The sequence below is a fragment of the Novosphingobium album (ex Hu et al. 2023) genome (assembly GCF_022832385.1).
GTDB lineage: Bacteria > Pseudomonadota > Alphaproteobacteria > Sphingomonadales > Sphingomonadaceae > Novosphingobium > Novosphingobium album.
This window is the reverse complement of record NZ_JALHLE010000007.1, coordinates 261053-277258: the sequence shown is the minus strand read 5'-3', so window position 1 is coordinate 277258 and position 16206 is coordinate 261053. Positions and strand designations below refer to the sequence as shown.

The 16206-nt window shown below is 63.8% G+C and carries 17 protein-coding genes; 9 read left to right on the top strand and 8 right to left on the bottom strand.

Features of this window, described 5'->3' with window-relative positions:
* Position 1 precedes the first annotated feature (1 nt).
* Positions 2–742, bottom strand: a complete 741-nt coding sequence (ubiG, locus tag MTR64_RS07215; protein ID WP_243992291.1) for a bifunctional 2-polyprenyl-6-hydroxyphenol methylase/3-demethylubiquinol 3-O-methyltransferase UbiG — start codon at positions 740–742, stop codon at positions 2–4.
* Positions 743–837: 95 nt separating this feature from the next.
* Between ubiG and MTR64_RS07210 the strand changes: the two genes are divergently transcribed.
* Positions 838–2097 (top strand): aspartate kinase, encoded by a 1260-nt coding sequence (locus MTR64_RS07210; RefSeq protein WP_419144923.1) that lies wholly within the window; start codon positions 838–840, stop codon positions 2095–2097.
* A gap of 28 nt (positions 2098–2125) precedes the next feature.
* Here MTR64_RS07210 and MTR64_RS07205 read toward each other — a convergent pair whose 3' ends face one another.
* From MTR64_RS07205 to MTR64_RS07195, 3 genes are all read right to left on the bottom strand, one after another.
* Positions 2126–3451 (bottom strand): diguanylate cyclase, encoded by a 1326-nt coding sequence (locus MTR64_RS07205; RefSeq protein WP_243992289.1) that lies wholly within the window; start codon positions 3449–3451, stop codon positions 2126–2128.
* A 133-nt stretch (positions 3452–3584) separates the two neighbouring features.
* On the bottom strand, positions 3585–4019 hold the full coding sequence (locus tag MTR64_RS07200; protein ID WP_243992287.1) for an ester cyclase: 435 nt from the start codon (positions 4017–4019) through the stop codon (positions 3585–3587).
* Positions 4016–4549: a DUF2239 family protein gene (locus tag MTR64_RS07195; RefSeq protein ID WP_243992285.1), complete on the bottom strand. Its 534-nt coding sequence runs from the start codon at positions 4547–4549 to the stop codon at positions 4016–4018. The genes MTR64_RS07200 and MTR64_RS07195 overlap by 4 nt, the downstream gene beginning before the upstream one ends.
* Before the next feature lie 98 nt (positions 4550–4647).
* On the opposite strand from MTR64_RS07195, the gene MTR64_RS07190 reads away from it, so the two are divergent.
* Positions 4648–4983, top strand: coding sequence for a GIY-YIG nuclease family protein (locus MTR64_RS07190; RefSeq protein ID WP_243992283.1), 336 nt, complete (start codon positions 4648–4650; stop codon positions 4981–4983).
* Positions 4984–4986: 3 nt separating this feature from the next.
* Here MTR64_RS07190 and MTR64_RS07185 read toward each other — a convergent pair whose 3' ends face one another.
* The gene (locus MTR64_RS07185; protein WP_243992281.1) at positions 4987–6285 is read right to left on the bottom strand and encodes an acetyl-CoA hydrolase/transferase family protein; all 1299 of its coding nucleotides are present in this window, start codon (positions 6283–6285) and stop codon (positions 4987–4989) included.
* 172 nt (positions 6286–6457) lie between these two features.
* The gene (katG, locus tag MTR64_RS07180) at positions 6458–8608 is read right to left on the bottom strand and encodes a catalase/peroxidase HPI (RefSeq protein WP_419144922.1); all 2151 of its coding nucleotides are present in this window, start codon (positions 8606–8608) and stop codon (positions 6458–6460) included.
* Between the two features lie 220 nt (positions 8609–8828).
* Between katG and MTR64_RS07175 the strand changes: the two genes are divergently transcribed.
* The 4 genes from MTR64_RS07175 (at position 8829) to MTR64_RS07160 (ending at position 12456) form a co-directional block, all read left to right on the top strand.
* Positions 8829–9848 carry an NAD(P)H-dependent flavin oxidoreductase gene (locus tag MTR64_RS07175; RefSeq protein ID WP_243992279.1) on the top strand — a complete coding sequence of 340 codons (1020 nt, stop codon included), beginning with the start codon at positions 8829–8831 and terminating at the stop codon, positions 9846–9848.
* A 10-nt stretch (positions 9849–9858) separates the two neighbouring features.
* A complete protein-coding gene (purU, locus tag MTR64_RS07170; protein ID WP_243992277.1) occupies positions 9859–10716 on the top strand; it encodes a formyltetrahydrofolate deformylase in 858 nt (285 codons plus the stop codon).
* Between the two features lie 71 nt (positions 10717–10787).
* Complete coding sequence (locus MTR64_RS07165; RefSeq protein ID WP_243992275.1) at positions 10788–11186, top strand: VOC family protein; 399 nt, start codon at positions 10788–10790, stop codon at positions 11184–11186.
* A gap of 337 nt (positions 11187–11523) precedes the next feature.
* A complete protein-coding gene (locus MTR64_RS07160) occupies positions 11524–12456 on the top strand; it encodes a GGDEF domain-containing protein (RefSeq protein ID WP_243992272.1) in 933 nt (310 codons plus the stop codon).
* A gap of 13 nt (positions 12457–12469) precedes the next feature.
* Here MTR64_RS07160 and MTR64_RS07155 read toward each other — a convergent pair whose 3' ends face one another.
* Both MTR64_RS07155 and MTR64_RS07150 read right to left on the bottom strand, forming a co-directional pair.
* Entirely contained in the window at positions 12470–13222 is a 753-nt protein-coding gene (locus MTR64_RS07155; RefSeq protein WP_243992270.1) for an SDR family NAD(P)-dependent oxidoreductase, read from the bottom strand.
* A gap of 27 nt (positions 13223–13249) precedes the next feature.
* Positions 13250–13708 carry a protein tyrosine phosphatase family protein gene (locus MTR64_RS07150; protein ID WP_243992268.1) on the bottom strand — a complete coding sequence of 153 codons (459 nt, stop codon included), beginning with the start codon at positions 13706–13708 and terminating at the stop codon, positions 13250–13252.
* A gap of 101 nt (positions 13709–13809) precedes the next feature.
* Between MTR64_RS07150 and MTR64_RS07145 the strand changes: the two genes are divergently transcribed.
* The 3 genes from MTR64_RS07145 to MTR64_RS07135 all read left to right on the top strand — a co-directional run bounded on the left by MTR64_RS07145 (position 13810) and on the right by MTR64_RS07135 (position 16202).
* Positions 13810–14688 (top strand): dienelactone hydrolase family protein, encoded by an 879-nt coding sequence (locus MTR64_RS07145; RefSeq protein WP_243992265.1) that lies wholly within the window; start codon positions 13810–13812, stop codon positions 14686–14688.
* 75 nt (positions 14689–14763) lie between these two features.
* The gene (locus tag MTR64_RS07140) at positions 14764–15756 is read left to right on the top strand and encodes an SPFH domain-containing protein (protein ID WP_243992264.1); all 993 of its coding nucleotides are present in this window, start codon (positions 14764–14766) and stop codon (positions 15754–15756) included.
* On the top strand, positions 15756–16202 hold the full coding sequence (locus MTR64_RS07135) for an NfeD family protein (protein ID WP_243992262.1): 447 nt from the start codon (positions 15756–15758) through the stop codon (positions 16200–16202). The genes MTR64_RS07140 and MTR64_RS07135 overlap by 1 nt, the downstream gene beginning before the upstream one ends.
* Positions 16203–16206: the final 4 nt, after the last annotated feature.

Genomic DNA, 16206 nt, shown 5'->3' with positions numbered 1-16206 from the left:
CTTACGCCTTGCGGGCCGTCACGATGTAGTTGAGCGACAGGTCGTCCGAGAGGTGAAGCCCCTGCGTCGGCGACCAACTGATGCCCTTCGGTGCGCCGGGCACGAGGCCTGCGCCTGCGACCAGTTCCGCCAACTCTTCGGGCGTGACGAACTGGCTCCAGTCATGCGTGCCGCGCGGGACTTTGCCGAGCCGCTCAGCTGCCTCGACCAGAAGCAGGCGCGATGCGGGCGTGCGGTTGGGGCAGGACAGGATCATCAGGCCGTCAAACGCGAGAGCGTCCGAGAGGTTCCTCATAAAGGCGGCCTTGTCGGTGACATGCTCGATCACTTCGAGCGAGCATACAAGATCGAAGCCGGAGAGGCCCAGCATGCCCAGTTCGCCCTGCCGGTAGTCGATGGGCAGACCCATTGCATCGGCATGGCCCTTGGCGGCCGCGATATTCTCGGGCGCGGCATCGACGCCGGTGACCTGCGCGCCGAGCCGCGCGAGCGGTTCGCACAGCAGCCCGGCGCCGCATCCGGCATCGAGCGCGCGCTTGCCGGAAAGCGGGCGCAAAGCGCGCGAATCGCTGCCGAAATGCGAATCGATGGCGGCGCGGATGAAGGCAAGCCGCACCGGGTTGAGCTTGTGCAGCATGGCCGAGGAGCCGTCCGGATCCCACCAATCGGCTGCCAGCGCACCGAAATGCGCCGCTTCCCTGGGGTCGATCGTCTCTGTTGCCCTGCCAGTTGCATTGTCCATCACTCGTCCCTAACAGCGCGCCGAACTCTTATCCACTCGCGCGTTCCGGTTTGTCTGCCGGGCGCGTGGCCAACGACACAGGGAGCACCGGCACCTTGGCACGTATCGTGATGAAATTCGGCGGCACCTCGATGGCCGGATCCGAGCGCATCCGGCGCGTGGCGGGGATCGTCAAACGCCAGCAGGAAGCCGGGCATGAAGTCGCGGTGGTGGTTTCGGCCATGGCTGGCGAAACCGACCGTCTCGTCAACTTCTGCCGTGAGGCGAATGCGCTCTACGATCCCGCCGAGTACGACGTCGTCGTGGCCTCGGGCGAGCAGGTCACGTCAGGCCTGCTGGCGCTGACGCTGCAGGCGATGGGCTGCAAGGCCCGTTCCTGGCTGGGCTGGCAGATGCCCATCAAGACTGATGATGCGCATGCCAAGGCGCGCATCGAGGATATCGATTCCGGCGCGCTGCTTGCTTCGATGGCGGCGGGCGAAATCGCCGTGATCCCAGGCTTCCAGGGGCTGTCCCCCCAGGGCCGTGTGACTACACTGGGCCGGGGCGGTTCGGACACTTCGGCCGTGGCGGTCGCCGCTGCCGTGAAGGCAGATCGCTGCGACATCTACACCGACGTCGATGGTGTCTATACCACCGACCCGCGCATCGTGGCCAAGGCGCGCAAGCTGCCGCTGGTCACCTATGAAGAAATGCTCGAACTGGCCTCGGTCGGTTCCAAGGTGCTGCAGACCCGCTCGGTCAGCCTTGCGATGAAGGAGGGCGTGCGCGTGCAGGTGCTCTCCTCGTTCATCGACGAGACCGCGCCTGCCGCAGACACCCTGCCCGGAACGATGATCGTCAGCGACGAAGAACTTGAAGGAAGCGACATGGAACGCCAGCTGATCACCGGTATCGCCGCCGACAAGAACGAGGCGAAGGTTACTCTCACCCGCGTGCCCGACCGACCGGGTGCGGTGGCTTCGATCTTTGCCCCGCTGGCCGAGGCGAACATCAACGTGGACATGATCATCCAGAACGTCGCCAAGGACAAGGGCGAGACCGATGTCACTTTTACGGTGCCGCAGTCCGACCTCGCCCGCGCGCTGGCGATGCTGGAAGAGCGCAAGGAAGCGATCGGTTTCTATCGCCTGATCTCTAACGACAATGTGGCCAAGATCAGCGTTGTCGGCGTGGGCATGCGCAGCCACGCAGGGGTGGCCAGCACGATGTTCAAGACGCTGGCCGACCGCGCTATCAACATCCAGGCCATCTCCACCAGCGAGATCAAGGTTTCGGTACTGATCGATGCAGACGAAACCGAACTGGCCGTGCGCGTGCTGCACACCGCGTACGGGCTCGACGCTGCGGCGTAAGGTCTGATCCTCCTCCGCAGGGGGAGGGTTATGCCGTGCGGTAGAACTCGGCGTCGGCGCAGACGCGGTCGTGGCCTTTTTCCTTGGCCATGTAGAGCATCTGGTCGGCGGCGTTGAGGTTGTTGGCGAGCGTTTCGCCCGGCTGGGCAACGGCGACGCCGATCGAGGCGGTGATCTGCAGCTTCGTCTGGTTGTGGGGGATCACGGCCTGCGAAATCGCAAGGCGCAGGTCTTCGGCCACGGCGACAGCCGCTTCGTTGCTCATCTCGGCCAGCAGCACGACGAACTCTTCCCCGCCAAAGCGCGCCGAGACGCTCTTGTGGCGCGAGAGGACATTGTGAATGACCTTGGCGACGGTCTGTACCACCTGATCGCCGACATCGTGGCCATAGGTGTCGTTGATCTTGCGGAAGTCATCGATGTCGATGATGGCAAGCGAGGCTGGAGCCCCCTTCCTGGCGACTTGCGTCAGCATGGTCTGCGCCCGCTCGAAGAAGGCGCGGCGGTTGTACATGCCACTGAGGAAATCGCGTTCCGCGAGGAACTGGAGGCGCCGCATCTGGTTCAGCGTCTCGATGTTGCCGGCAATGCGGCTCTTCACTTCCTCGGCGATGTAGGGGCGGTAGACGAAGTCCGAGGCACCGGCCTTGAGCAGTGCTGCCGAAAGGTAGGGGTCGGCGCTCGCTGACACACCGATGATGCGCATCCGCTCGGGCGGATAGGCGGCCCGGATGCGACGGGTCAGTTCCTGGCCGTCCATGTCGGGCATGTGGAAGTCGGTGATGACGAGCTGGATGTCGTCATGCGCCTCGAGCGCAGCCAACGCCGCCGCGCCGCAGTCGGCCTGATAGATCTTGTAGTTCTGCAGGCTGAGGATCTCGGCAAGGACCAGCCGGGCGCTTTCGCTGTCGTCCACGATCAGGATCGAGGCGACCGCGGCATTGGTGACCCGCTGGATGGTGCGGGTGATGTGGTCGACCGTGTCCTTTGCATCCTTGATGAAATAGTCGACGATGTGCGGCGCACTGGCGCGTTCGCGCGTCTTGCGGTTGAGCGTGGCGGTGAACAGGATGGTCGGGACGTTCTCTTCCTCGAGCAGATCGATGATCTCGCCATCGGGGGCATCGGGCAGATTCATACCCGTGACCGCAAGGCTGGGGCGATGGTCGGCCAGCGCCTGCGAGGCTTCTGCGTAAGTCTTGCACCACTCCACTTCGCTGGTGGTTTCGGCTTCGATGCGCGATTTGAGCATAAGCGCCATGGCCGCCGAGTCCTCCACCAGCATGATCGTACAGAAGGTCTGATCGGCGGTGTCGATGGACTTGGCGGTGTTGATCGTGCGGAAGCGGGTCACCGGTGCTCCTTCTTGTTCTTGGGGCGAAGGCTGCCGGAAAGAGCCGTCGATGTGGGGGCAATCGCATGGGCCCGGTTAGTTTTGATGAAGGTCCCGGTTACGCAGGTTCCCTTTGGCTTTGTGCGTCAGACGTTTACCTATTGGCGGCAGCATTCGCCTGCAGTTGCTGGAACACGCCCAGCCGGTCCGCCACTTGCCAGTGTCCGGTGAGGCGATCCGCCTCGTCGAAATCGTAAATGCTCGCGCCCGACATCGCGATCTGCCGCCCGCTGGCCGGGAAGCCGGCAGCCGCCTCGCGATGGGTGGCGAGCCAGGTCCAGGCGATGATGACCGAGTTTCCGCTTTCGCTGATGTGCAGGATGTTGAAGCGCTGATCGGGGAAGGGTGCGCGCGAGGATTCGAGCCGCTCGATGAAGCCTGCCTGATCGAGGCTGCGGCCTTCCCAGGGATCGCCGGGGTCGTGGTGGATGGTGTAGAGCGGCGCAAGGTATTCCGGCACCGCCGCGCTTTCGCCCCTGTTCCAGACGCGTTCGATGAAATCCGTCAGGAGGGTCTGGCGGGTACTCACGGGGTATCTCCTTCGGGGGCTTGGAGCAGTTGGCTGAGGTAGGCGTGCACGTCGGCAGGCCACTGTGCGGTGATGGCGGCGAGGCCTTGCGCGTCCCCGGCGAAGAGCAGGCGCGAGGCCTGTTCGAAGTGCGGGAAATCGCCAGCCATGGCGGACATGAAACGATAGGCGCGGTCCTGCGCGGCGCGGCGCGTAACGCGCCCCTGATCGGCCTTGCGGGCTTCGTCGATGAGGCGCCGCAGCGCCTGCGAGGCGCCGCCGGGTTGCTGGCCGAGCCAGTCCCAGTGCCGGGGCAGCAGCGTGACCTCGCGGGGAACGACCCCCAGCTTGGGGCGCCCCCGCTTGCGTGCCTGAGCGGGTCCAGGGGGCGGCACCGCGGTCTCCCGCCAGTCAAGGTCGACAACTTTGCCGGTGGCGTCGTCGAACACCAGTACACCCGCTTCCCGGCCGCGCAAGGCAGCAGCAAGCTCGCCTGGCGCGCCTCGTGCGATACGCTTGTTGTCCAGAAAGGCAGTGCATGGGCCGGTCATGAGGTGCGTTCCAAAAGAAGTTATATCCGGGTAAATTGATTTTTGGTGCGAGTCAATTTATCCGGGTAAAAATAACAGAAGATGGATTCGAGTGACGTATGGACAGAACCCAGCGCAAGGCGGCGCTTGCCGAATATCGCGAACGCAAGGTCGAGCCCGGCATCTTTGCGATCCGGTGCACGGCGAGTGGAGAAGTTTGGGCCGGGCGGGCGCCCGACCTTTCGACGGTCCCCAATCGCGTGTTCTTCACGCTGCGGCAGGGCGGCAACCCACACCGCTCGCTGCAGGCGGCATGGAATGCGCACGGTGCGGACAGCTTCGTGTTCGAGCTGCTTGAAGTGCTCGATCCCGAAAAGCTGGGTCTTGGGCTCGATCGCGAACTAAAGGCGTGCCACGAACACTGGACGGGGCGGCTCGGCGCTACGCGGATCTGAGGGTCAGAGGGCCTTCGCCAGCTCGTCCCGGAACCGGGGATGCGCGAGATTGATCATCGCCTCGGCGCGTTCGCGCAGGGATTTTCCGCGCAGGTTCGCCGCGCCGAATTCGGTGACGATCCAGTGCACGTCGTTGCGCGGTGTAGTCACCGGGCCTTCGAGCTTGGGGACGATGCGGCTGACGGCGCCGTCCTTGGCAGTCGAGCGGCAGGCGATGATCGAGATGCCGCCTTTTGAGGCATTGGCACCGCGCACGAAATCGAGCTGGCCGCCCGAGCCCGAATACTGGTGCCCCAGCATGTGTTCGGAATTGCAGGCGCCGGACAAGTCCATCTGCAGCGTCGCGTTGACCGAGACGACATTGTCGTTCTTGGCGATGTGGCGCGGATCGTTCACCACGTCGACCGGCAGCGAATAGACCGCCTGATTGTCGTCCAGCCATTCGTAGAAGGCGGTGTCGCCCATTGCGAACGTGAAGACCGAACGTCCCGGGAACGTCGCCTTGCGGCGGTTGTTGACGGCGCCGCAATGCATCAGTCCGGCAAAGGACGGGGTGAGCAGTTCGGTGTGGATGCCAAGGTCCTTGCGTGTGGTCAGGCGCTTGCAGACCTCGATCGGCAGGTTGCCGATGCCCATCTGCAGGCAGGCGCCGTCGTCGATCATGCCCGCGACGATCTCTGCGATGGCCTCGTCCTCGGCCGCGGCGGGATGCTCGCCCACTTCGATCAATGGCGAGCGGTTCTCGACGATCGCGTCGACTTCAGAGACATGCAATGGCGATTCGCCGAACACGCGCGGCATCAGCGGATTGACCTCCACGATCAGGCGTTTCGCCGCGCGGGCCGCGACCGAGGTATAGTCGTTCGCGGTGCCGAAGGTGAAATAACCATGCTTGCCCATCGGCGAGACCATGGTCACGCAGGTATCCAGCTCGACCTCTTCGCGCAGCAGTTGCGGCGAGGCACTGAAGGCGGTCGGCACGAAGTCGATCATTTCCTCGCTGACCGAGGGATCGGCTTTCATCAGCGAACGCTCGACACTGCTCAGGAACATGCAATGCGGGCGCACCCGGCCCAGCAGATCGCGGCGCAGCACGCTTTTGGCGGCATGGGCCATCGAGTGGAAATACCACAGCCGCATGCCGGAGAGGCTGCCCGCATCCACTCGCTGCGCGAGCGCAGCGAGCAGGGCGGGCGGTTCTGCCACGGCCATGCCCATGGCTACATGGCTGCCGGACGGAACCAGTTGGGATGCCGCTTCGGCGGACATCAGTTTAGCTGCGTAAAGCTCTTGCACATCCATGGGGGCGGAGCCTCGCACCGGAATGTTGCATTATCAAGAGAACAGCAAAACCCCGCCCCCATATCGAGACGGGAGCGGGGCAGTGGATCCTTCCGGGCAGTGAGGGGAACGCCCGGAAGGATCGGCGGCGACAGGCAGCTTGCCATGCCCGGCGCCACCGCAATGGTCAGGATCAGCCGATCTGGAAGCGCCCCGCGTCCATCACCTTGGTCCAGGCCGCGACGAAGTCGTTCACGAACTTCCCGGCATTGTCGTCCTGGGCATAGACTTCGGCATAGGCCCTGAGCACGGAGTTCGAACCGAACACCAGATCGACGCGCGTTGCGGTCCATTTCACCGCGCCGGTCTTGCGCTCGACCACTTCGTAGGCGCCCTGTCCGGCCGGTTTCCACGAATAGGCCATATCGGTCAGGTTGACGAAGAAGTCCGTCGTCAGCGCACCTTCGCGGTCGGTGAAGACGCCATGTTTCGTGCCGCCATGGTTGGTGGCGATCGCCCGCATGCCGCCTACCAGCACGGTCATTTCCGCGGCGGTGAGACCCATGAGTTGTGTACGGTCAAGCAGCAGTTCCTCAGGCTTTACGGCATAGTCCTGCTTCAGCCAGTTGCGGTAACCGTCTGCCAGCGGCTCGAGCGGCGCAAAGGAGTCCGCGTCGGTCGTGGCATCGGTGGCATCGCCCCGGCCCGGCGTGAACGGCACCGCGATGGCGTAGCCTGCCGCCTTCGCTGCCATTTCGACGCCGAGGTTGCCGGCGATCACGATAGTGTCGGCCACGCTGGCCCCGGTTGCGGCAGCGATCGGTTCCAACACCGCCAGCACGCGCGCCAGACGTTCGGGCTCGTTGCCTACCCAGTCCTTCTGCGGGGCAAGGCGGATGCGGGCACCGTCTGTGCCGCCGCGCATGTCAGAGCCGCGATAGGTCCGCGCGCTGTCCCAGGCGGTGGAGATCATGTCGGCCACTGAAAGGCCGCTCGCGGCGATCTTCGCCTTGACAGCATCGACGTCATAGCTGGTCGAACCTGCGGGAACCGGGTCCTGCCAGATCAGGTCCTCAGCGGGCACGTCCGGACCGAAATAGCGGGCCTTGGGCCCCATATCGCGGTGCGTCAGCTTGAACCAAGCGCGCGCGAAGGTGTCCGCGAAATAGGCCGGGTCGGCGCGGAACTTGTCCATGATCGCGCGGTAGGCCGGGTCCACCTTCATAGCCATGTCGGCATCCGTCATCATCGGCATGGTGCGGATGGAAGGATCCTCCACGTCGGCCGGCATGTCCGCCTCGGCGATCTCGACCGGCATCCACTGACGGGCACCGGCCGGGCTTGAGCGGATTTCCCATTCGTGGTCGAGCAGCATGTCGAAATAGCCCATGTCGAACTTCGTCGGATCGCTCGTCCAGGCGCCTTCGATGCCGCTGGTCACGGTATCGCGGCCCATGCCCTTGCCGCCCGGATTGGCCCAGCCGAAGCCCTGCGCCTCGACGTCCGCGGCTTCGGGATCGGGACCGAGCTTCGACGCATCTCCATTGCCGTGCGCCTTGCCCACGGTGTGGCCACCTGCGGTCAGCGCGACGGTTTCCTCGTCGTTCATCGCCATGCGGGCGAATGTCTCGCGCACGGCTTCGGCGGTCTTGAGCGGGTCGGGCTTGCCGTCGACGCCTTCCGGATTGACATAGATGAGGCCCATCTGCACTGCGGCGAGCGGATTTTCGAGCGACGTCTCGTCCGAGCTGGCATAGCGGTCCTTGCCCAGCCACTCCTTCTCGGAGCCCCAGTACACGTCCTTTTCCGGATGCCAGATGTCTTCGCGGCCGAATCCGAAGCCGAAGGTCTTGAGGCCCATCGTCTCGTAGGCGATCGTGCCGGCGAGCACGATCAGGTCGGCCCAGCTCACGGCATTGCCGTACTTCTTCTTGAGCGGCCACAGCAGGCGCCGCGCCTTGTCGAGACTGACGTTGTCGGGCCAGGAATTGAGCGGGGCGAAGCGCTGGTTGCCGGTGCCGCCGCCGCCGCGTCCGTCGGCGATGCGGTAGGACCCGGCCGCGTGCCAGGACATGCGGATCATCAGCCCGCCGTAGTGGCCCCAGTCTGCGGGCCACCAGTCCTGGCTGTCGGTCATCAGCGCGCGCATGTCCTGCTTCAACGCCTCGATGTCGAGCGTCTTCAGGGCTTCGGGGTAGTCGAAGTCCTTCCCCATCGGGTTGGTCTTGGAGTCGTGCTGGTGCAGGATGTCGAGGTTCAGCGAATTCGGCCACCAGTCGGTAACGGACGTGCCGCTCTCAGTGATGGCCCCGTGCATGACGGGGCATTTGCCTTGCATGTTCATCTGTGTCTCTCCTCCAGTGATCGTTCGATGGGGGCAGGATAACGCCGGGTGTCTATTCGCCCAAGTCGATTAAGGATATAAGTCTGATCGGATTTATAGATTAAAACGCGCGCGATCATCGCTTGTTCCGCTTGCCCGGGCGGGTTGGCGGGCCTAAGGCGCGGGGCTGGCCGGGACGAACCCGATGCCAGAGTTCGTGAAACGGGTTCAGGGAGCTTCAATGCCCGCACATGCAAAGACGTCCGCGCTGATGGCGCGCGGATGCGAATTCCTCGGCAGCGAAACCGCGATCCTTTGCGGCGCAATGTCGTGGGTTTCCGAACGCAATCTCGTCTCGGCGATCAGCAATGCCGGCGGCTTCGGCGTGATTGCCTGCGGGGCGATGACGCCTGAGCTTCTCGATGCCGAGATCGCCGGGACCAAGGCGCTGACTTCCAAGCCTTTCGGCGTGAACCTGATCACCATGCATCCGCAACTGTTTGACCTGATCGAGGTCTGCGCGAAGCATGGCGTGACCCACGTCGTGCTGGCGGGCGGCATTCCGCCCAAGGGCAGTGTCGAGGCGATCAAGGCTCATGGAGCCAAAGTGATCTGCTTTGCGCCCACGCTGGCGCTGGGCAAGAAGCTGCTGCGTTCGGGCGCTGACGCGCTGGTGATCGAGGGCATGGAAGCAGGCGGCCACATCGGCCCGGTCTCGACCTCGGTGCTTGCGCAGGAAATCTTGCCGAGCCTGGCAGCCGAGAACCTCGTGTTCGTCGCGGGCGGTATCGGTCGGGGCGAGGCGATGGCGGGCTATCTGGAAATGGGCGCGGCGGGCGTGCAACTCGGCACGCGCTTTGCCTGTGCCAGCGAATCCATCGCCCATCCCGATTTCAAGAAGATGTTCTTCCGCGCCTCGGCCCGCGATGCGATCGCGTCGGTACAGGTCGATCCGCGCCTGCCGGTGATCCCGGTGCGCGCGCTCAAGAACAAGGGCACCGAGGAATTCACCGCCAAGCAGATCGAGGTCGCGCGCCTGCTCGATGCCGGAGAAGTCAACATGGGCGAGGCGCAACTCCAGATCGAGCACTTCTGGGCCGGCGCGCTGCGCCGCGCGGTGATCGATGGCGATGTCGAGAGCGGTTCGGTCATGGCCGGGCAGTCCGTCGGCATGGTGACCAAGGAAGAGCCGGTCGCCGAGATCATGGCGGCTCTCCTGGCCGAGAGTGAGGTAGCTCTTTCCAACCGCGCCGGATCGTAAGGGGTCAGATGTGTCCGAACCGCTGATCCTTGCCTTGTCGTGCGCTGACCGTCCGGGCATAGTAGCCAGGGTGACCGGCTACCTTGCTCAGATGGGCAGCAACATCATCGAGGCGCAGCAGTTCAACGATCTGGATGAAGACAAGTTCTTCATGCGCGTGGCTTTCGATCCCGGTGCTGCCGATCGTGAGGAAATCCGCGAGGGCTTTGGTGCCATCGCGCACGAATACGGCATGGCATGGTCGATGCTGCGGCGCGATCGGCCGCGCCGGGTGCTGTTGCTGGTGAGCAAGTTTGACCATTGCCTGGCCGATCTGCTCTACCGCCAGCGCATTGGCGAGATCGCGATGGAGATCGTCGGCGTGGTCAGCAACCACCCCCGAGATGCGATCAACACGCTGATGCTCGGTGACGACATTCCGTTTTACCACTTGCCGGTCACGAAAGAGACAAAGGCGCAGCAGGAAGCGCAAGTGCGCGCGCTGGTCGAGGAGACGCGGGCCGAACTGGTGGTGCTGGCGCGCTACATGCAGATCCTCTCGGACGAGATGGCGGCGTACCTGTCGGGCCGCTGCATCAACATCCACCACTCGTTCCTGCCGGGCTTCAAGGGCGCCAAGCCCTATCACCAAGCCCATGCGCGTGGCGTGAAGATGATCGGCGCCACCGCGCATTATGTGACGGCGGATCTCGACGAAGGCCCGATCATTCATCAGGACGTCGAGGCGGTGACGCATGCAGACACGCCCGAAGACATGGTGCGCAAGGGCCGCGACATCGAACGGCGCGTGCTGGCCGAAGCCGTACGCCTGCATCTGGAGGACCGCGTCCTGATCAATGGCAGCCGAACCGTGGTGTTCCGCAGCTGACCGCACGCTTCGCCGCTTGCGCTGTGACTTGAGTTGGTCAAGGTTCCGGGCAGGAATGGGAGAGAGGCATCATGCAGGTCAGCGGCATCGATCACGTCAACATTCTGACGGACAATCTCGACAAGACCGCGCAGTTCTATGAGCGGCTGATGGGGCTGACGCGCACGGAAAACCCCGCCATCGCGCAAGGCTTCAAGGGCGCGTGGATGCGCGATTCGCACGGCAATGCGATTGTCCATCTGGTCTGGAAAGACCCGAAGATGGACCGCTATGAAGGCTACACGCCGGGCGATTCCACCAATGCAGTGCACCATGTTGCCTTCAGATGCGTCGGATTCGATAAGACAATTGCCAAGCTCGAAGAGTTGGGCGTGCCATATCGCGTGAATGACTTGCAGCATATGGGGCTGCGGCAGATCTTCGTGGCTGATCCTAACGCTGTGAATCTGGAACTGAATTTTTCCGAGTGATCGCCATTTTGTCTCGCAATTGAGACAGTACCCGCTGATACGGGCGTGAATTCGCGGTTTCGTTACTCCCGCCTGCTTATAAATGTTGCCGTCGCCCCCGCTTTTCACTTAAGGGCCCATCCCCGGTGCCGAGTAGTGCGTCAAGGATTTTGCAATCGATTGTATTCTCGGCTAGACGAATTCGAGGGGGCGTTCGTTGATGTTCAAGGGCTTGTTTTCTGGCGGTGGTTCAGCACGAAGTGCGGCGGCGGCCGGCGGGAATGAATCGGATGGAAATGTCAGCGGGACGAGCGCACGGAATCTGGCCCGCCAACAGCTGGTCGATGACATTGGCGCCTTGCTGATCAGCAACGATCTGGAAATTTCGGAAGCGAACCTGTCCGCTGCGCTGGGGATCTGTGCGGGCAGCAACCCAGCGCTGGCCCGGAGATACACCGAACTGCGGGCGGCCGGCCAACCGGTGACGCAGGCGTGGCTCGACGAGCACATGCGCGGCAATGACGATTCGATTGCCAAGATCGCCGACAAGCTTGACCGTTCGCTCGAAAGCTTTGCCTCGACCAGCCGGAATGCCCGCGACACCGCCGCGCAATATTCCAGCGAAATGCAGGTGCATGCCGACAGGGCCGGAGACGAGCGGGAGGAAATTCGCCATCTCGCATCGCTGGCCATGGCCATGCTTGAGCGTACGCAGCATCTTGAGCAGGAGATGCACCGCAGCGAACGCGAGGCTGCGACTTTGCGCCGCAGCCTGGCCAAGGCGCGGCGCGATGCAGATCACGACCATCTCACCGGTTTGCCCAACCGCCGCGCCTTCGAAGGTCTGCTGGAGCGCCAGTATGACGAGGCGGGCAAGACAGACGAAACGCTCATCGTTGCCTTTTGCGACATCGATAATTTCAAGCGTATCAATGATATTCATGGGCACGATACGGGAGACCGGGTGATCCAGGCGATCGCCGGCGCGCTGTCCAAGATCAGCGGCGACAATTGTCATGTCGCACGCCATGGCGGTGAAGAGTTCGTCCTGCTCTTTCGAGGACTGGACAAGGCCGAGGCCGTGCTTCGCCTTGATGACGTTCGCGAGACTTTCGCCAAGCGCAATTTCATCAACCGGCAGAGCGACGAGCCGATCGGGCAGATCAGCTTTTCGGCCGGGGTTGCTGACGTTTTCGCCTATCCGTCGAGCCGGGAGGCGCTCAAGGCTGCGGACATCGCCCTCTACGCGGCGAAAGCTCAGGGGCGGAACCGGGTCGTGGCGGCGGAGTAAGCGCGCCGGCTGCTCAACTTTCGATCATCAGCGTGCCCAGTAAGCCGCCATCGACGGCAAGGCTCTGCGCCGTAACGTGACTGGCATCGGATGACAGCAGAAAGGCTGCGACGGCTGCGGCTTCCTCGGGGGTGCCGATACGCTTTTGCGGCACCCGCCCGGCCATCTGCCTCTTGAAGCTATCCGGCACGCCGCCGAGTATCGGGGTGTCGATGAAGCCGGGATTGATGACATTGCAGCGCACGCCATGGGGTGCGGCTTCCATGGCCACGGCCCGCGCAATCCCCAGCGCGGCATGCTTGCTGGCGAGATAGCCGATGTTGCCGGCCATGCCGGTTTCTGCGGCCAGGCTGCCGGTGATCACGATCGCGCCCTTCTTCCGTACCATCATGTCCGGCAGTACATGGCGCAATGTCCAGAACAGCGATGTCGCATTGATGCGCATGACCGCCTCGAATGCTTCGTCAGTGTAATCGGTCACAGGGGCAAACATGCCTTCGATGCCGGCATTGAGGAACAGGCCGTCTATCGGTCCCGAGCAGGCCACGGCTTTGTCCATGGCACTGAGGATCTGATCCCTGTCACCGGCGTCGGCGGCGATGGCATGGGCGGTGGTTCCGATCTGCGCGGCCAGGTCTTCCAGCAGTTCGCGGCGGCGCGCGATCATCGTTACCTTGCCGCCGCAAGCCGCGATACGTCTGGCTGTTGCAAGTCCGATCCCACTCGATGCTCCGGTGACGACGACATGTTCGCCCGTGAAATCCATGACCAGCCTCTCCCGATCCTGTTCTGCCTACGGCCCGCTGCGAATGAAGTGTGTCCAGGCCGGGGCATCCTCATGTGTGCTGGTTTCAGGATCCCACTGTGCACGCATCAGGACGCCAGCCTCTTCCGCGTCCATGCCGTGCATCCGGTTCCAGCGGTAGAGGAATGCGGAAACCCGCCAGTTCATGATGCAGTGGATGTGGACGGGACAGTCTCCGGCCTGTTCCATCGCCTGCACGAACGAGGAGAAGTGGCTGTCGTCCGGTCCGCCGAACGGCACAGGGATGTGTACATAGGCGAGGCCCGCTGCGGCCATCAAAGCTGCTTCGTCCTTCAGCGCTCCCGGTGAATCGCCCAGCGCCAGATTGATCACGCGCTTCACGCCAAGCGCTGCCAGGCGCGGCGGGTCGGCAGGCGACAGCCGCCCCGAACTGGTGATGCGGTGGTCAATGCGCTGCCAGCAGGCGATGTCCTGCGGGTCTTTCAATGACTCTGCCGTGCGATCCAAATCGTGCAACTCCGGGCTCGTCTGCGGGTTCGGTTCAGGCTAGCGTGAAGAAAGCCAGGGGCAAGACCGGAGATCCCAGCATGTGTGATGAATTTACCGCCGCCGCAGAGGAGGCCGCCCTCGGCCAGAAAGGCCTCAATCGCCGCCAGTTCGCCGCGTTGAGCGCGGCGGGAATGGCACTGGCCGGTTGCGCGGGCACGGCCGTCAAGGCCAGCGGGGGAAGCGATGTGAGCGAGAAGATGGTCTCCATCACCACGGCCGACGGCGTGTGCGATGCCTTCTTCGTCCATCCGGCCAAGGACGCGTATCCCGGCGTCGTGATGTGGCCGGACATCGCGGGGTTGCGGGATGCGTTCAAGATTATGGCACGGAGTCTTGCTGCAGAGGGCTATTCCGTTCTGGTGGTGAATCAGTACTACCGGTCCAGCCCGGCACCGGTCATGCAGAGCTTTTCGGAATACCGTACGCCCGAAGGACAGGAAAAGATCAAGCCGATGCGTGAGCTGCTCGATCCGGCAGCGATCACTCGCGATGCCACAGCTTTCGTTGCCTTCCTCGACCAGCGCGACGAAGTCGACAAGGCGCGCGGCATCGGCAGCAACGGCTACTGCATGGGCGGCCCGTTCACGGTGCGGGCGGCGGCGGCCGTGCCGTCGCGGATGAAGGCGGCGGCCTCGTTCCACGGCGCCGGCATGGTGACGGACGCGCCCGATAGCCCGCACCGCCTTCTTGCCAAGACGCAGGCGAGCTACCTCATCGCCATCGCCCGCAACGACGATGAGCGACAGCCGGAGCAGAAGACCGAGCTGCGCAAGGCTGCCGATGCCGCCGGGCGTCCGGCCGAGATCGAGGTCTATCCGGCCGACCACGGCTGGTGTGTTGCCGATTCCCCGGCCTACGATCCGAACGCGGCAGACAAGGCCTGGCAGCGGATGCTGGCACTCTACGAGAAGCTCTGACCGAATCCGGTTTTGCTTGCCGCCGGTTGACCGCCCGCTAGGATCATGCGTGAAACTGGCGGGAGGTGAATAGCCATGGGTGGTATCGGATCTACGCTGTTCGCGCTGATCGTGATGGTCGTCGTGTTCCTGATGATGGGAGTGCGCGTCGTCAGGCAGGGCTATGTCTACACGATCGAGCGGCTGGGTAAGTACACGCTGGCGGCCGAGCCGGGGCTTCATCTCATCATCCCTTTCGTCGACCGGGTCGGCCAGAAGGTCAACATGATGGAGCAGGTGCTCGACATTCCGGGGCAGGAGATCATCACGAAGGACAACGCCATGGTCGGCGTCGATGCGGTGGTGTTCTTCCAGGTGCTGGACGCGGGCAAGGCGGCCTACGAGGTGCACAACCTGTTCATCTCGATCATGGCGCTCACCACCACCAATCTGCGCACGGTGATGGGCTCGATGGACCTCGACGAGACGCTGTCGAAGCGTGACGAGATCAACGCCAAGCTGCTGGTGGTGGTCGACCATGCCACTGCGCCCTGGGGCGTGAAGATCACCCGCGTCGAGATCAAGGATATCCGCCCGCCGCTCGACATCTCGAATGCGATGGCCCGCCAGATGAAGGCCGAGCGCGAGAAGCGTGCCGAGATCCTTGAAGCGGAGGGCAAGCGCGCTTCCGAAATCCTCAAGGCGGAAGGGCAGAAGCAGTCGCAGATCCTCGCGGCCGAGGGCCGCCGAGAAGCAGCGTTCCGCGATGCCGAGGCACGCGAGCGTTCGGCTGAAGCAGAAGCCAAGGCGACGCATATGGTCAGTGAGGCCATCGCGGAAAGCGGCAGTCAGGCCATCAACTACTTCGTGGCGCAGGAATATACCAAGGCGGTCAAGGCCTTCGCGACGTCGCCCAATGCCAAGACGATTCTGTTCCCGGTCGAGGCGACGCAGCTCATCGGGACGTTGGGCGGTATTGGCGAACTGGCGAAGGAAGCGCTTGGCGGCAGTCCCGCTTCGCCGCCGCCTGCACAGCCGCGCCGCTCTGCCCCCACCGTGCCGCCATCAGGCATGACTGGAGGGCAGTGATGGACGCTCTCGGAGACGTCGGGTTTCACTACACCTGGCTGGCGCTTGGACTGATCCTTGCCGTTGCTGAAATGGCGGTCCCCGGGGTCTTCCTGATCTGGATGGCGGGGGCCGCGCTGGTGACCGGGCTGGTCGCCTGGGCTGTGCCCATCAGCGTGCCGCTGCAGATCGTGCTCTTCGCGGTGCTCTCGATCTTCGCGGTCTTCTCGGGCCGCCGCTATATCGCGCGCCATCCGGTGGTGAGCGCCGATCCCAAGATGAACGACCGCGGCGCCCGCGTGGTCGGCGAGACAGTGATGGTGACGCAGGCGATCGAAGGTGGCGAGGGGCGCGTGAAGCTGGGCGACAGCGAATGGATCGCCAAGGGGGCCGATGCGCCCGTGGGCACGCGGCTGCGCGTCGCCGGGCATGACGGCGTGGTGCTGATCGTCGAGCCCGTGGCCTGAGAGC

Bases quoted from the DNA above. Each gene is read 5' to 3' on its own strand.
- MTR64_RS07135 (WP_243992262.1), top strand. From the start codon at position 15,756: ATGGACGCTCTCGGAGACGTCGGGTTTCACTACACCTGGCTGGCGCTT.
- katG (WP_419144922.1), bottom strand. From the start codon at position 8,608: ATGAACATGCAAGGCAAATGCCCCGTCATGCACGGGGCCATCACTGAG.
- MTR64_RS07165 (WP_243992275.1), top strand. From the start codon at position 10,788: ATGCAGGTCAGCGGCATCGATCACGTCAACATTCTGACGGACAATCTC.
- MTR64_RS07145 (WP_243992265.1), top strand. From the start codon at position 13,810: ATGTGTGATGAATTTACCGCCGCCGCAGAGGAGGCCGCCCTCGGCCAG.
- MTR64_RS07175 (WP_243992279.1), top strand. From the start codon at position 8,829: ATGCCCGCACATGCAAAGACGTCCGCGCTGATGGCGCGCGGATGCGAA.
- MTR64_RS07190 (WP_243992283.1), top strand. From the start codon at position 4,648: ATGGACAGAACCCAGCGCAAGGCGGCGCTTGCCGAATATCGCGAACGC.
- MTR64_RS07185 (WP_243992281.1), bottom strand. From the start codon at position 6,285: ATGGATGTGCAAGAGCTTTACGCAGCTAAACTGATGTCCGCCGAAGCG.
- MTR64_RS07155 (WP_243992270.1), bottom strand. From the start codon at position 13,222: ATGGATTTCACGGGCGAACATGTCGTCGTCACCGGAGCATCGAGTGGG.
- MTR64_RS07195 (WP_243992285.1), bottom strand. From the start codon at position 4,549: ATGACCGGCCCATGCACTGCCTTTCTGGACAACAAGCGTATCGCACGA.
- MTR64_RS07140 (WP_243992264.1), top strand. From the start codon at position 14,764: ATGGGTGGTATCGGATCTACGCTGTTCGCGCTGATCGTGATGGTCGTC.
- ubiG (WP_243992291.1), bottom strand. From the start codon at position 742: ATGGACAATGCAACTGGCAGGGCAACAGAGACGATCGACCCCAGGGAA.